We start from the raw sequence: 14,234 nt of genomic DNA, 5'->3' as shown, positions 1-14,234 counted from the left end.
ACCGGTGAACGGGAGGAGGGACGTCGATGAGCACGAAGGACTTCGTGGAGAAGGACTACTACAAGGTTCTCGGCGTCCCCAAGGACGCCACCGAGGCCGAGATCAAGAAGGCGTACCGGAAGCTCGCCCGCGAGTTCCACCCGGACGCCAACAAGGGTGACGCGAGCGCGGAGGCGCGCTTCAAGGAGATCTCCGAGGCGAACGACATCCTCGGCGACCCCAAGAAGCGCAAGGAGTACGACGACGCCCGCGCCCTCTTCGGCAACGGTGGCTTCCGCGCCGGTCCGGGCGGCGGAGCCGGCGGCACGTTCAACTTCGACCTGGGCGACCTCTTCGGCGGCGCCCAGGGCGGGGCGGGCGGCGCCGGCGGCTTCGGCGGCGGACTCGGGGACGTCTTCGGCGGCCTGTTCAACCGGGGCGGCGCGGGCACCCGCACGCAGCCGCGCCGGGGGCAGGACGTCGAGTCCGAGGTGACGCTCAGCTTCACCGAGGCGGTCGACGGGGCCACGGTCCCGCTGCGGATGTCCAGCCAGCAGCCCTGCAAGGCGTGTTCGGGCACCGGCGACAAGAACGGCACGCCCCGGGTGTGCCCGACCTGCGTCGGCACCGGGCAGGTCTCGCGCGGCGGCAGCGGCTCCTTCTCGCTGACCGACCCGTGCGTGGACTGCAAGGGCCGCGGGCTGATCGCCCAGGACCCGTGCGACGTCTGCCACGGCAGCGGGCGCGCCAAGTCGTCCCGCACCATGCAGGTCCGCATCCCGGCGGGCGTCTCCGACGGGCAGCGCATCCGGCTGCGCGGCAAGGGCGCGCCCGGCGAGCGGGGCGGACCGGCCGGCGACCTGTACGTGGTGGTCCATGTCGACACCCACCCGGTCTTCGGCCGCAAGGGCGACAACCTCACCGTCACGGTGCCCGTCACCTTCGACGAGGCGGCGCTCGGCGGCGAGATCAAGGTGCCCACCCTCGGCGGGCCCCCGGTCACCCTGAAGATCCCGGCCGGCACGCCCAACGGCCGGACGATGCGCGCCCGCGGCAAGGGCGCGGTCCGCAAGGACGGCACCCGCGGCGACCTGCTGGTCACCGTCGAGGTCGCCGTGCCCGTGGACCTGGGCGACAAGGCGCGCGAGGCGCTCGAAACGTACCGGGAGGCCACGGCGGGCGAGGACCCGCGGGCCGAGCTGTTCCAGGCCGCGAAGGGGGCTTGAGATGGACGGACGCCGCCGCAATCCGTACGAGCTGACCGACGAGACACCGGTGTACGTCATCTCGGTCGCCGCCCAGCTGAGCGGGCTGCACCCGCAGACGCTGCGTCAGTACGACCGGCTGGGCCTGGTCTCGCCGGACCGCACGGCGGGTCGCGGCCGGCGCTACTCGGCCCGGGACATCGAACTGCTCCGGCAGGTGCAGCAGTTGTCCCAGGACGAGGGCATCAACCTGGCGGGCATCAAGCGGATCATCGAGCTGGAGAACCAGGTCGCCGCCCTCCAGTCCCGGATCGCCGAGCTGTCGTCGGCGGTCGAGGGCGCGGCGGCGGCGATGCGCCAGCGCGAGGCCCAGGTGCACGCCTCGTACCGGCGCGACCTGGTGCCGTACCAGGAGGTCCAGCAGGCGAGCGCGCTGGTGGTGTGGCGCCCGCCCAAGAAGCGCGGCGAGCACACCTGAGCGGTCCGAGAGGCCCCTTCCGCCCGGCGGAGGGGGCCTCTCGGCGTACGCGCCCGGCCGCGCCGCCCCGGTAGGTCGCCGCCCCGGTAGGTAGCCGCCCCCGGGCACCGCGCCTCCGCAGGGCGCCGCCCCCGGGCGGGGCCGCCCGGACGGGCCGCGGCCTCCGCCCTCCCGTACCGGCGTGCGATGATCCCGGGATGCTGACGACTCGGGGGACCTCGGGCGCCCGGTGGCGCTCCGGCGCGGTGCTGGTGGCGCTGGCCGCGCTCGCGGTGGGCTGCGACGACGAGACGGGCGACGCGCCGCTGCCCCGCCCGGTGGCCTCCGCCCCGGCCCCGGCCCCCGCGCCGCCGCAGGGCGCGCCCGGCGAGACCCCCGCCGGGGACGCGCCCTGCCCCGCCTCCGGGGTGCGGGTCGGCACCGGCATGACCGAGGCGGCCATGGGGCTGCGGGCGATGGGCCTGACCCTGGAGAATTGCGGGACGAAGCCGTTCGAGGTGAGCGGGTACCCGGTGCTGGAGGTGCTCGACGAGCGGCGCGCCAGGCTGGACGTCGCCGTGGTGCGCGGCTCCAGCGTGGACAGCACGACCAAGCCGTCGACGTTCACCCTGGTGCCCGGCACGAAGGCCACGGCGTCGGTGGTCTGGCGCAACACGGTGACCCGCACCGACGTGGTGGCGACCGAGGGCGCGTACGTCCGGATCACCCCCGCGCCCGGCGCCGCCGCCCAGACGGCCGCCCCGCAGGACGGCGGCCCGCTGGACCTGGGCAACACCGGCCGCGTGGAGCTGACCCCCTGGCGCCCGGCGCCGGACCGCTAGAACAACTCCGTCACCACGTCCAGCAGCGACTCCCACAGCGGCTGGGCGCCCGTGCCGAAGGCCGCCGCGAGTGCGGTGCCGACGGCGGCGTCCTGGGGCGACACCCGGGCGCCCTCGCGCCACTCGGCGCTCACCCGGCCGTCGCCGGAGGACTCCAGCTCGCCGAGCCTGCGGCCGTCGCGGAGCAGCCGGCTCTCGCCGTACGAGCAGGGCACCAGCCGGTAGCGGGTGCCGTCGACCCGGGCGTCGACGCGGTACGAGCGCCGGGACAGCCGCCCCTTGGCGGGGGTGAGCCGCTGGGGGCGGCCGTCGACGGTGAGCGTCAGCAGGGCCGGGTCGCGGGTGCCGATCGGGACGAGCGGGTCGGCCTCCGTGCCGGCGGTCCGGGCGATGCGGACGTGCGGGAGGCCGGGGCCGGTCACGTCGACCGGGCCGGTGGCGGCCGGCAGCTCCACGACGGGGGCGAGGGCGGGGGTGGGGTGCTGGTCGTGCACGGTCAGTGGTCCTGCTCCAGGATCTTGGACTGGGCGATGAGGTAGCCGAGTTGGGCGCGGCTGCCGCTGCCGAGGACGGCGGCGAGCTTGGCGATGTGGGCGCGGCAGGTGCGGACGTTCATGCCGAGGCGGCGGGCGATGGCCTCGTCGACGTGGCCCTCGACGAGGAGTTTGGCGATGGAGCGCTGGACGCCGCTGATGCCGTCGGACTTCAGGTCGTAGGGGATCTCCTCGTTGATGGGGACGGCGAGCTGCCAGAACTGGTCGAACACCCCGGCGAGGTAGGCGACCAGGCCCGGGTGGCGCAGCTCCAGGGCGACCTGGCGGTCGCTGCGCGCGGGGACGAAGGCGACCTCGCGGTCCACGATGATCAGCCGGTCGATGATCTGCTCCAGGGTGCGCACCTGCACCTCGGGCCCCACGTGTTCCAGATAGGTGAGCGTCAGTTCGGTGTGCCGGGCGGTGTGCTGGTACAGCGTCCGCATCCGGATGCCCCGCCCCAGCAGGGGCCGTACGCGGCGCAGCGCCTCGCTCAGGCCGTGCGCGGGGCGGCCGCCGCCGGGCTGGACGGTGAGCAGCTCCTTCTCGCAGCCGGCCACCACGCGGTCCAGGGTGGCGTTGATCCGGCTCAGGCCCTCCAGCACGGTGATGGCGTGGGTGGTGGGCGCGTTCTGGGCGCTGATGGCCATGAATGGCTCGAACGCGTCGGACAGTTCGACGGTGAGCCGTCTACGCTCCAGGATCTCGCGCTCGATGGGCTGGAGCAGCTGGGCCAGCGCGGAGGACGGCGGAACCGGGCGGAGCCACTGGGCGTCGTCGGGGTCGGGGTGCAGCAGCGAGAGATCGAGCAGGCAGGGCACCTCATCCGCCTCTGACCGGGGTATTCGTCCGCTGCGCAAGGCGTTGGCGTAGAGCTCGGACCCCTCCTGGCACAGCTCCGAATGGCTATGGGGGTGGCCGGGCTTGTCCGGTTTTACGCTCATCTGTACACCCCCAGGCTCCTGCATCTCAGGAACATGATGCCTGCCGTAGGTGGTGGAAGCGTGGAGAGTGAGCAATCGTCGTAGCCGCGGGGGTTGGAAAGAGACGTTGCCTTCAAGTGAGGTTGCTCGGTGATGACGAAGAGACTCATACGCGCAGTGGTGGCCGGTGCGGTCGTCGCTGCGGGCGCGGTCGGGGTTATGGGGGCGGCCGAGGGTCAGGACTCGCAGGCGGCTCCCGGCGTCGGCACCACGACGCAGGACCCGGGCTGGACCGCGGCGGGCCCGACCGTGAACGACCCCTCCTGGACCGCGGTACCCGTCAGGTCGGGTACGGCCGCGCAGGACCCCGGCTGGACCATCACGTCCGTGCCCGTGTCCGCGGCGGCGATCGACCCCGCCTGGACCGTCGTCGGCGCATGAACGTTCCCGACGACTCGCGCTTCCGGCGCGAGATGGCGTCCGCCTACCGTTCCGGGTGGCATTTCATCGACCTCGTCACGGCTGTGCCGCATCGTGGCGATTCGTTGATGGTCACCCTCTTCGGTGAGCCGATCGTCATCACGCGCGGAGAAGACGAGGACATCCGAGCCTACCGGTGTCTGCGACGGCCCCGCGGCGCCCCGCAGCCCGTCCGTTGCGCCATCCGGTACGGCATGATTTTCGTCAACCTCGACCAGCGTGACCACCAGCTCGTCGAGCCGGAGACCACCACCGCCACCCCCCGCAGCGCCTGAGCGGTTCCCCCGTCGTTGTAAATCGCTCAGGTGCTTCCCCCACACAGCGGCGCCATCGTGGACCTGAACACGATGGCGCCGCTGTGCTGTGCGCGTACGGGAAGCTGTGCTGTGCGCGTACGGACGTACGAACGAGGCGGGCGTCAGGCCCGCCCCATCGCCCGGGTGAGGGCGATCTCGATCACGACCCGGTCCGGGTTGGGCGACGGCACCCGCCGGTAGCGGGCCGCGTACCGCTCGACGGCGTCCGCGACGGCCTCCGGCTCCGTACGGACGCGCGCGACGCCCTCCAGTGTGGCCCAGCGGCCCCGGTCCACCTGGCACACCGCCACCCGCGCCCCCTCGGGGCCCGCCGCCAGGACATGGGCGGCCTTCCGGCTGTGCCGGTTGGTGATCACCCGGGCGAGGCCCCGCTCGCCGCCCTCCGGGTCGTACGTCACGCCGACCGGCACCACGTGCGGAGTGCCGTCCGGCCGGTGCGTGGTCAGGGTGCACATGTGGTACTCGCGCCAGAAGCCGAGGTACGCGTCGCCGGGGTCGCGCGGGTCGATGGCCATGCGCGCGAACCTACCGCCGGCGGGTGTCCCGGACCACCTTGAGTGGAATAGACTCAACTTTACGTACGTTGTGGGAGTCATAGCCGTTGAGTCATAGCCGTAACGACTCGCTGCACCGAGGAGGAGAGACCGCACGTGGACGCCGAGCTGACCAACAAGAGCCGGGACGCGCTGAACGCCGCCAGCAGCCGTGCCGTGTCCGGAGGACATCCGGACCTGACCCCCGCCCACCTGCTGCTCGCCCTGCTGTCGGGCCAGGACAACGAGAACATCGTGGACCTGCTGGCCGCCGTCGACGCCGACCAGGCGGCCGTGCGCTCCGCGGCCGAGGGCGTCCTGGCCGCGCTGCCCAGCGTCGCCGGCTCCACCGTCGCCCCGCCCCAGCCCAACCGCGAGCTGCTCGCGGTCATCGCCGACGCCTCGCGGCGGGCCGAGGAGCTGGGCGACGAGTACCTCTCGACCGAGCACCTGCTCATCGGCATCGCCGCCAAGGGCGGCCGGGCCGGTGAGGTGCTGGAGAAGCAGGGCGCCACCGCGAAGAAGCTGCTGGACGCGTTCGAGAAGGCCAGGGGAGGCCGCCGCGTGACCACGCCCGACCCCGAGGGGCAGTACAAGGCGCTGGAGAAGTTCGGCACCGACTTCACCGCCGCCGCCCGGGACGGCAAGCTCGACCCGGTCATCGGCCGCGACCAGGAGATCCGCCGCGTCGTGCAGGTCCTCTCCCGGCGGACCAAGAACAACCCGGTGCTCATCGGCGAGCCGGGCGTCGGCAAGACCGCCGTGGTGGAGGGCCTCGCCCAGCGCATCGTCAAGGGCGACGTCCCCGAGAGCCTGAAGAACAAGCGGCTGGTCGCCCTCGACCTCGGCGCGATGGTCGCCGGCGCCAAGTACCGGGGCGAGTTCGAGGAGCGCCTGAAGACCGTCCTGTCCGAGATCAAGGAGAGCGACGGGCAGATCATCACCTTCATCGACGAGCTGCACACCGTCGTCGGCGCGGGCGCCGGCGGCGACTCCGCCATGGACGCGGGCAACATGCTCAAGCCGATGCTGGCCCGCGGCGAGCTGCGCATGGTCGGCGCGACCACCCTCGACGAGTACCGCGAGCGCATCGAGAAGGACCCGGCCCTGGAGCGCCGCTTCCAGCAGGTCCTGGTCGCCGAGCCCACCGTCGAGGACACCATCGCGATCCTGCGCGGCCTCAAGGGCCGGTACGAGGCCCACCACAAGGTCCAGATCGCCGACTCCGCGCTGGTCGCCGCCGCCACCCTCTCCGACCGCTACATCACCTCCCGCTTCCTGCCCGACAAGGCCATCGACCTCGTCGACGAGGCCGCGTCCCGGCTCCGGATGGAGATCGACTCCTCGCCCGTCGAGATCGACGAGCTGCAGCGGGCCGTGGACCGCCTCCGCATGGAGGAGCTGGCGCTCAAGAACGAGTCCGACCCCGCCTCCGTGCAGCGGCTGGAGAAGCTGCGCCGCGACCTCGCCGACAAGGAGGAGGAGCTGCGCGGCCTGACCGCCCGCTGGGAGAAGGAGAAGCAGGGCCTCAACCGGGTCGGTGAGCTGAAGGAGCGCCTGGACGACCTTCGGGGCCAGGCCGAGCGCGCCCAGCGCGACGGCGACTTCGACACCGCCTCCAAGCTGCTGTACGGCGAGATCCCCGCGCTGGAGCGGGAGCTGGAGGAGGCCAGCGAGGCCGAGGAGGAGGCAGCCAAGACGGCCGGCAGCAAGAGCAGCATGGTCAAGGACGAGGTCGGCGCCGACGACATCGCCGACGTCGTGGGCTCCTGGACCGGCATCCCGGCCGGCCGCCTGATGGAGGGCGAGACGCAGAAGCTGCTGCGCATGGAGGACGAGATCGGCCGCCGGCTGATCGGTCAGAGCGAGGCCGTACGGGCGGTGTCGGACGCCGTGCGCCGCACCCGCGCCGGGATCTCCGACCCCGACCGGCCCACCGGCTCGTTCCTCTTCCTCGGCCCCACCGGTGTCGGCAAGACCGAGTTGGCCAAGGCCCTCGCGGACTTCCTCTTCGACGACGAGCGGGCCATGGTCCGCATCGACATGAGCGAGTACGGCGAGAAGCACAGCGTCGCCCGGCTCGTCGGCGCCCCTCCCGGCTACGTCGGGTACGAGGAGGGCGGCCAGCTCACCGAGGCGGTGCGCCGCCGCCCGTACAGCGTGGTGCTGCTGGACGAGGTGGAGAAGGCCCACCCGGAGGTCTTCGACGTCCTGCTCCAGGTGCTGGACGACGGCCGCCTGACCGACGGGCAGGGCCGCACGGTCGACTTCCGCAACACCATCCTCATCCTCACCTCGAACCTCGGCAGCCAGTTCCTGATGGACCCGGTGGCCCCCGAGGAGCAGAAGAGGGAGCAGGTGCTGGAGGTCGTCCGGGCCTCCTTCAAGCCCGAGTTCCTCAACCGCCTCGACGACATCGTGGTCTTCACCGCGCTCGACCGGGACCAGCTCGCCCACATCGCGGGCCTCCAGATCGACCGGCTGGCCAAGCGCCTCGCCGAGCGCCGGCTCACCCTGGACGTCACCCCGGCGGCCCTGGACTGGCTCGCCGCGGAGGGCTTCGACCCGGCGTACGGCGCCCGGCCGCTGCGCCGCCTGGTGCAGACGGCCATCGGCGACCGGCTCGCCAAGGAGATCCTCGCGGGCGAGGTCACCGACGGCGACACCGTCCGGGTGGACCGCTCCGAGGACGGCCTGACCGTCGGCGCCGAGCGGTAGCCGCGCCCCGCCCGCACCCCCTCCCCGCGCCGGGCCTGTCAGCTCGCAGCGGATCGGCCGTGTTCCGGCTTGCCACGCCCGGCCGGGGATGGGGGAGGATGGCAGGAATCGTTCGAAGGGAAATTCACGGTGAGCATCGACCCCGGCTCGATTCCGAACTTCGGTGGCCAGCCCGAGCCCCAGCAGGGCCCGGGACCGGCGGGCCCCGTCGTCCCGGACCAGGACCTCGTCAAGCAGCTCCTGGACCAGATGGAGCTGAAGTACGTCGTCGACGACGAGGGCGACCTCGCGGCGCCGTGGGAGGAGTTCCGCACGTACTTCATGTTCCGCGGCGAGGACGAGCAGCAGGTCTTCTCGGTGCGGACCTTCTACGACCGCCCGCACCCGGTCGAGAACCGCGCCCAGATCCTGGAGACGATCGACGACTGGAACCGCCGCACCCTGTGGCCCAAGGTCTACACGCACCTCCACGAGGACGAGCAGGGCGGCGCGACCGTGCGGCTCATCGGTGAGGCGCAGATGCTGATCGGCACCGGCGTCAGCCTGGAGCACTTCGTCCAGTCGACCGTGAGCTGGGTGCGTGCGTCGATCGAGTTCGACAAGTGGATCGTGGAGCAGTTCGGTCTGGAGACCGGCGACGAGAAGCCCGGCGACGCCGAGGGCTGAGCCCGGCCCCCGGAGTCCGGGCCCCCGGGGGCCTGGAGTGTCTACAGGGCCATCGGGGCGATCGTCAGCAGATACGTCCCATAGGCGTACGAGAGCCCGGCCAGGGCGGCGACCACCACGGCCGCCGCCCCCGGCCGGGCTCTGCGCAGCGCCACCGCCAGCGGCAGCAGCAGCGGGAAGGCGGGCAGCAGGAAGCGGGGCTTCGACTCGAAGAAGCCCGCGCCGCCCACCGCGATGACCACCAGCACCGCCGTGTACACCAGCAGCGGCAGCGGCGGCCGGTCCAGCAGGAACAGCGCGAACAGCACCACCCCGAGCGCGGTGATCAGCAGCGCGACGGTGAAGCCCAGCTCCATCGGCCCCGTCACCACCCGGCGGGCGAAGCCGAAGGTGCCCACCCCGAAGTCGAACCGGGACGTCCACCCCGCCTGCACCGCGAAGTACCCGCCCAGCGGGTCGCCCGTGCGCACCCCCACCCACAGCAGGTAGCCCACCCAGCCCACCGGCGCCACCGCCGCCCCGGCCCAGGTCCGCCAGGCGGCCGCCCAGGCCCGCCACCGCGCCCGCCGCTCGCCCCGCAGCAGCCGGTACGCCTCGTACAGCGCCGCCGCGCCCACCGCCGCCGCGACCGCGATCCCGTTCGGCCGCGCCGCCCCGGCCAGCGCGGCCAGCGTCCCCGCCCACAGCCAGCGGCCGGTGAGGACCGCGTACAGCGACCAGGCGGCGCACGCCGTCAGCAGCGGCTCCGTGTACGCCATGGTCAGCACGATCGAGTGCGGCAGCAGGCCCCACAGCAGCACCAGCGCGGTGGCCGTGCCCCGCCCGTGCAGCCGCTCACCGAGCAGGAAGATCCCCCAGGCCGCCGCCCCGGCTGCCGCCCAGGCCACCATCAGCCCCGCCGTGCCGCCCGCCACCGGCAGGACCGTGGTCACCGCCCGGACGAGCGCCGGGTAGAGCGGGAAGAACGCCAGGTCCGACTGGACGACCCCGTCCGGCCAGTACAGCGTCGTGCCGTAGCCGGCCGAGGCGATCCCCAGGTACCAGTCCGAGTCCCAGGACAGGGCCAGCAGGGCGCGCGGCGAGCGGCCGGTGTGCCAGGACCACAGCGCCAGCAGCAGCATGCCGGTGAGCCGGGCCGCGGCGAACAGCCCCAGTGCCGGTGCCGCGCGGTACAGCGCCGCGCGCCACCGCGGCACGGGCCGGGCGGTTCCCGCGGCGGTCACCTGGTCGAAGGTCTCGGCGGACAGGGGGCACCTCCGTGCGCGCGTGGACGGTCACCCCGATCCTTGGGCGCCGTCCGGGCGCGGCGCGACCGCAGGCGGCCCGCCCGGGTGGTCCGCCCGCCGCCGCCCGCCACGCGCGCGTGTCGCCGTGACACGGCGCCGCCCAGCGGCTAAGAAGGCCCGTCCGGAGCGCGCGCGGCCATGAAGCCCGTCCAGGGCGGGGCGGCCACGAAGGCTCGTCCGGAGCGCGCGCGGCCACGAAGGCCCTTCAGAGAGCCCCGAGCCGCTTCACCGCGTCCTGGAGCACCTCCGCCCGCTTGCAGAACGCGAACCGCACGAACGGCGCGCCCTGCTCCCGGTGGTCGTAGAAGACCGCGTTGGGGATGGCGACCACCCCGCAGCGGGCGGGCAGCTCCCGGCAGAACGCGATGCCGTCGCGCTCGCCGAGCGGGGTGATGTCGGTGGTGACGAAGTACGTCCCCCGCGGGCGGAACACCCGGAAGCCGGCCTGCTCCAGCCCGTCGGCCAGCAGGTCCCGCTTGGCCCGCATCTCCGCGCGCAGGCCGGTGAAGTAGCTCTCCGGCAGCCGCAGCGCCTCGGCGATCGCGTACTGGAACGGCCCGGCGGAGACGAAGGTCAGGTACTGCTTCGCCGACCGCACGGCCGCGACCAGATCGGCCGCGCCCGTCACCCAGCCGACCTTCCAGCCCGTGTACGAGAAGGTCTTGCCGCTGCTGGACACGGTGACCGTCCGCTCCCGCATCCCGGGGAAGCCGGCCAGCGGCAGGTGCGTGGCGTCGTCGAAGACGAGGTGCTCGTAGACCTCGTCGGTGACGACCAGCAGGTCGCGCTCGACGGCCAGTTCGGCGATGGCGGCCAGTTCCTCGCGGGTGAGGACGGTGCCGGTGGGGTTGTGGGGGGTGTTGAGCAGGAGGAGGCGGGTCCGGTCGGTGACGGCGGCCCGCAGCTCGTCCAGGTCCAGGACGAACCGGTCGCCGTCCGGGCGCAGGGTGACCGGGACGCGGGTGCCGCCGGCCATGGCGACACAGGCGGCGTACGAGTCGTAGTACGGCTCCAGCGCGATCACCTCGTCCCCGGGCTCGACCAGCGCCAGCAGGGCGGCGGCGATCGCCTCGGTGGCGCCCGCGGTGACGAGGACCTCCGTGTCGGGGTCGTGGAGGAGGCCGTACCGCTCGCGCTGGTGGCCGGCGACGGCGGCGCGCAGCTCGGGCACGCCGGGGCCGGGCGGGTACTGGTTGCCCCTGCCGTCCCTGAGTGCCCGGACGGCGGCCTCGCGGATCTCCTCGGGGCCGTCGGTGTCGGGGAAGCCCTGGCCCAGGTTGACCGCGCCGGTGGAGACGGCGAGGGCGGACATCTCCGCGAAGATCGTCGTTCCGAACTCGGCGAGGCGGCGGTTGAGCGGCGGTCGTGTCATGGCCGCCATCCTGGGCCGAAGCTCCGGGGTTCCTCAAGTGCGCTCTGCCGCCCCGCGCAGCACCGGACACCGGCCCCCGGCCGCCGAACCTCTGGAGTTCCTCAATTCCGATTGGGAGGGGTGCGCAGGAGGGCATCCCCCAGTCACGTACGACACGGGGGAAGGGGAAGCACATGGTGATCGTCCTGATCGTCGCCGGCCTGATCGTCCTGGTGGGGTTCCTCGTCGCGGTGGGCGCGGCGGGGAGCGGGAGGAGCCGGCGCCGCGGGAGCGCGTCCGGCGGCAGCTGGTGGGCCGGGTCCACGGGGGGCTCCTCCTGCGGGGGCGGCGGATCGTCCTGCGGGGGCGGCGGATCGTCCTGCGGCGGCGGCGGTGGCGGTGGCGGCGGCGGCGGAGGATGTGGCGGCGGAGGCAGCTGACACGGGGCAGCCGGTCCGCGGCCATCGGAGGCACCCGGCGGTGAACTCGCGCCGGGTGCCTTCACGTTGGGTTTTGTGGGTTCCCGTACTCGGTTCTCCTTGAACAGTTGAACCGGCAGGCCCCCCAGGGGATGGAAACCCCGCCAAGTTGGGTAAAAGCGCTGTGAGCCGCCCGCGGTTCATGATTCCCTCGCTGTCGAGAACTTCCAGCCGTCGGAGCTCGTGTGTGGATTTCGCGACGGAGATCCCCCAGCCCCCCGAATGGCTTCCGGGACGCCCCCGGTTCACCCGCCAACCCTGTTTGCGGAGCCGACCCATGCTCACGACGCTCACGACCTCCTACACCGACACGCGCGCCGCCGACCTGGCCTGGGCGCTGGGCCGGGAGGCGCTGCCCGCACTCGCCGTCCTGGATCTCGAACTCGCCGGAGCGACCCTCCAGCTGAGACTCCTCGGCGCGTCCCACCAAGTCCTGCTGGAGGAGGAGAACGGCAGTTGCTCCGAGACCGTGGCCTGCATGCCCGGCAGCAGCACCCCGCTGCCGCTGGGCGTGGCGAAGCGGATCGGGCCCTGGGAGTACGAGTTCGCCGCGCGCGTCGAGACCCTGTCCGGGGGCTCGTTCGCCGGGCGGGCCCAGGAGTTGCTGGCCCTCGTCGCCGACCACCCGCACGGTCTCGCCGGGACGTTCCCCGGTTCGCCGCACGCCTTCACCGCCATGCTCGCCCAGCGGCACGAGGGCCAGGTGCGGTGGCGCACCTGGCACGCGTACCCCCAGGAGGGGCAGCTCGTGGTCACCAGGACCAGCGTGGGCGTCCGTATGCACGCACCCCTCTAGTTGCACTCGTGTGGGTGACAAATGGTCATCGGGGCGTAACGTAGCGTTAATGGCGTGATCGAAGCGCCGCACGTCTCCGTCGCCGCGCCGCCCTCGCAGGCGGGCCCCGGCCCCCCGCCCGTGCGGCAGCGGGCGGGGCGGTTCCTGGTGCTGGCCACCGTGTTCATCTGCGCCGCCTGCGGCCTGGTCTACGAGCTGGAACTGGTCGCGCTCGCTTCGTATCTGATCGGTGATTCCGTCAAGCAGGCGTCCGTCGTCCTGTCGGTGATGGTCTTCGCGATGGGCATCGGCTCGCTGCTGGCGAAGCGGCTGCGGTGCCGCGCGGCGGTGGGCTTCGGCCTGCTGGAGGCCGCGCTGGCGCTGATCGGGGGCTGCTCGGCCCTCGTGCTGTACGCCCTGTTCGCCTGGGTCGGCGAGTCGCGGTTCGCGCTGGTGGGCTTCTCCCTCGCCATCGGGGTGCTGATCGGGGCGGAGATACCGCTGCTGATGACGCTGATCCAGCGCATCTCGCGGCGGGCCGAGCAGGACGCGGGCGGGACGGTCGCCGACCTGTTCGCCGCCGACTACGTGGGGGCGCTCGTCGGCGGGCTCGCCTTCCCGTTCCTGCTGCTGCCCTGGCTGGGGCAGTTGACCAGCGCGCTGCTCACCGGCGCGGTCAACGCGGTCGCGGGCGGGGCGCTGGTGCTGTGGCTGTTCGGGCGCGACCTCACCGCGCGGGAGCGGTGGCTGCTGGTCGTCGTCAACGCCGCGGTGCTGGGGCTGCTGGCGACCGCGACCGTGCTGGCCGACGACTTCGAGCGGTCGGTGCGGCGGGCGGTGTACGGGGACGAGGTGCGCGTCGCCGTGCACACCGACGTCCAGGAGGTCGTCCTCACGGGCGGCCCCGGCGAGCCGCCCGAGCTGTACCTGGACGGCAGGCTGCGGGTCAGCGGCCGGGACGAGCACCGGTACCACCGGGCGCTGGTGCACCCCGCGATGCGCGGCCCGCACGCGCGCGTGCTGATCCTGGGCGGGGGCGACGGGCTGGCCCTGCGGGAGGTCCTGCGGACGCCGGGGGTCCGGTCCGTGACGGTGGCCGAGCCGGACCCGGGCGTGGTGGACCTCGCCCGGCACGACCCGGCCCTCGCCCGGCTGAACGGCCACGCCTACCGGGACCCCAGGGTGCGGGTGGTGCACGGGGACGCGTTCGCCGGGCTGCGGGCGGCGGCCGGCCGGGCCGAGGCGTACGACGTGGTGATCTCCGACCTGCCCGACCCCGCCATCACGGCCAGCACCAAGCTGTACTCGGCGGAGTTCTACGGCCTCGCCTCGCGCGTCCTCGCCCGGGGCGGACGGCTCGCGGTGCACGCCGGGCCCATGGCCTCCCGGCCGCACCTGTACTGGACGGTGGACGCCACCCTGCGCGCGGCGGGCTTCACCACCCGCCCCTACCGCGCCACCGGGCACCTCTCCGGCTTCGCCGCCGGGCCCGACCGGTCCGCCGGCACCGGTGCCGCGGCCCACGACTGGGGCTTCCTGCTGGCCGGGCGGGACGGCCCGCCGCCCGACCCGGCCGGGGCCGCCGGGGTGCGCCGGGTGCCGGCGGCCCGCCCGCCGGGCCTGCCGCCGTCGACGCTGGTGCACCCGAGGTACGGCGAGTGACCCCTTTTGCCTCGCCCGCATGGGAGAC

15 protein-coding genes are annotated in these 14,234 nt (G+C 73.4%); 10 read left to right on the top strand and 5 right to left on the bottom strand.

Annotated elements, in window-relative coordinates; genetic code table 11:
* The first annotated feature begins 26 nt into the window (after positions 1–26).
* The 3 genes from dnaJ (at position 27) to ACF08D_RS21225 (ending at position 2,483) form a co-directional block, all read left to right on the top strand.
* Positions 27–1,205 carry a molecular chaperone DnaJ gene (gene dnaJ, locus ACF08D_RS21235; protein ID WP_392224300.1) on the top strand — a complete coding sequence of 393 codons (1,179 nt, stop codon included), beginning with the start codon at positions 27–29 and terminating at the stop codon, positions 1,203–1,205.
* A gap of 1 nt (position 1,206) precedes the next feature.
* Complete coding sequence (locus ACF08D_RS21230) at positions 1,207–1,662, top strand: heat shock protein transcriptional repressor HspR (RefSeq protein ID WP_392224299.1); 456 nt, start codon at positions 1,207–1,209, stop codon at positions 1,660–1,662.
* Positions 1,663–1,859: 197 nt separating this feature from the next.
* Positions 1,860–2,483 (top strand): DUF4232 domain-containing protein, encoded by a 624-nt coding sequence (locus tag ACF08D_RS21225; RefSeq protein ID WP_392224298.1) that lies wholly within the window; start codon positions 1,860–1,862, stop codon positions 2,481–2,483.
* Here the strand turns inward: ACF08D_RS21225 and ACF08D_RS21220 are convergent.
* Together ACF08D_RS21220 and ACF08D_RS21215 are read right to left on the bottom strand one after the other, a co-directional pair.
* Entirely contained in the window at positions 2,480–2,977 is a 498-nt protein-coding gene (locus ACF08D_RS21220; RefSeq protein ID WP_392224297.1) for a hypothetical protein, read from the bottom strand. The two genes, ACF08D_RS21225 and ACF08D_RS21220, sit on opposite strands and share 4 nt — an antisense overlap.
* Positions 2,978–2,979: 2 nt before the next feature.
* Positions 2,980–3,960 (bottom strand): helix-turn-helix transcriptional regulator, encoded by a 981-nt coding sequence (locus ACF08D_RS21215; RefSeq protein ID WP_392224296.1) that lies wholly within the window; start codon positions 3,958–3,960, stop codon positions 2,980–2,982.
* A gap of 132 nt (positions 3,961–4,092) precedes the next feature.
* Here ACF08D_RS21215 and ACF08D_RS21210 point away from each other — a divergent pair, with 132 nt between their 5' ends.
* Together ACF08D_RS21210 and ACF08D_RS21205 are read left to right on the top strand one after the other, a co-directional pair.
* Positions 4,093–4,380, top strand: a complete 288-nt coding sequence (locus ACF08D_RS21210; RefSeq protein ID WP_392224295.1) for a hypothetical protein — start codon at positions 4,093–4,095, stop codon at positions 4,378–4,380.
* Entirely contained in the window at positions 4,377–4,694 is a 318-nt protein-coding gene (locus ACF08D_RS21205; protein ID WP_392224294.1) for a (2Fe-2S)-binding protein, read from the top strand. The genes ACF08D_RS21210 and ACF08D_RS21205 overlap by 4 nt, the downstream gene beginning before the upstream one ends.
* Before the next feature lie 143 nt (positions 4,695–4,837).
* On the opposite strand, the gene ACF08D_RS21200 is transcribed toward ACF08D_RS21205, so the two are convergent.
* Positions 4,838–5,251, bottom strand: coding sequence for a pyridoxamine 5'-phosphate oxidase family protein (locus ACF08D_RS21200; RefSeq protein ID WP_392224293.1), 414 nt, complete (start codon positions 5,249–5,251; stop codon positions 4,838–4,840).
* Between the two features lie 135 nt (positions 5,252–5,386).
* Between ACF08D_RS21200 and clpB the strand changes: the two genes are divergently transcribed.
* Positions 5,387–7,987: an ATP-dependent chaperone ClpB gene (gene clpB / locus ACF08D_RS21195; RefSeq protein ID WP_392224292.1), complete on the top strand. Its 2,601-nt coding sequence runs from the start codon at positions 5,387–5,389 to the stop codon at positions 7,985–7,987.
* A gap of 129 nt (positions 7,988–8,116) precedes the next feature.
* Complete coding sequence (locus tag ACF08D_RS21190; RefSeq protein WP_392224291.1) at positions 8,117–8,653, top strand: YbjN domain-containing protein; 537 nt, start codon at positions 8,117–8,119, stop codon at positions 8,651–8,653.
* A gap of 41 nt (positions 8,654–8,694) precedes the next feature.
* Here the strand turns inward: ACF08D_RS21190 and ACF08D_RS21185 are convergent, their stop codons facing one another.
* A complete protein-coding gene (locus tag ACF08D_RS21185; protein ID WP_392224711.1) occupies positions 8,695–9,849 on the bottom strand; it encodes a hypothetical protein in 1,155 nt (384 codons plus the stop codon).
* 295 nt (positions 9,850–10,144) lie between these two features.
* Positions 10,145–11,320: a pyridoxal phosphate-dependent aminotransferase gene (locus ACF08D_RS21180; protein ID WP_392224290.1), complete on the bottom strand. Its 1,176-nt coding sequence runs from the start codon at positions 11,318–11,320 to the stop codon at positions 10,145–10,147.
* Between the two features lie 164 nt (positions 11,321–11,484).
* On the opposite strand from ACF08D_RS21180, the gene ACF08D_RS21175 reads away from it, so the two are divergent.
* From ACF08D_RS21175 to ACF08D_RS21165, 3 genes are all read left to right on the top strand, one after another.
* Entirely contained in the window at positions 11,485–11,730 is a 246-nt protein-coding gene (locus ACF08D_RS21175; RefSeq protein ID WP_392224289.1) for a hypothetical protein, read from the top strand.
* A gap of 316 nt (positions 11,731–12,046) precedes the next feature.
* A complete protein-coding gene (locus tag ACF08D_RS21170) occupies positions 12,047–12,565 on the top strand; it encodes a DUF2617 family protein (RefSeq protein ID WP_392224288.1) in 519 nt (172 codons plus the stop codon).
* 57 nt (positions 12,566–12,622) lie between these two features.
* The gene (locus ACF08D_RS21165; RefSeq protein WP_392224710.1) at positions 12,623–14,206 is read left to right on the top strand and encodes a polyamine aminopropyltransferase; all 1,584 of its coding nucleotides are present in this window, start codon (positions 12,623–12,625) and stop codon (positions 14,204–14,206) included.
* Positions 14,207–14,234 lie beyond the last annotated feature (28 nt).

Source organism: Streptomyces sp. NPDC015131 (assembly GCF_043079975.1).
Taxonomy (GTDB): Bacteria; Actinomycetota; Actinomycetes; order Streptomycetales; family Streptomycetaceae; genus Streptomyces.
This window is presented reverse-complemented; position numbering and strand designations above follow the sequence as displayed.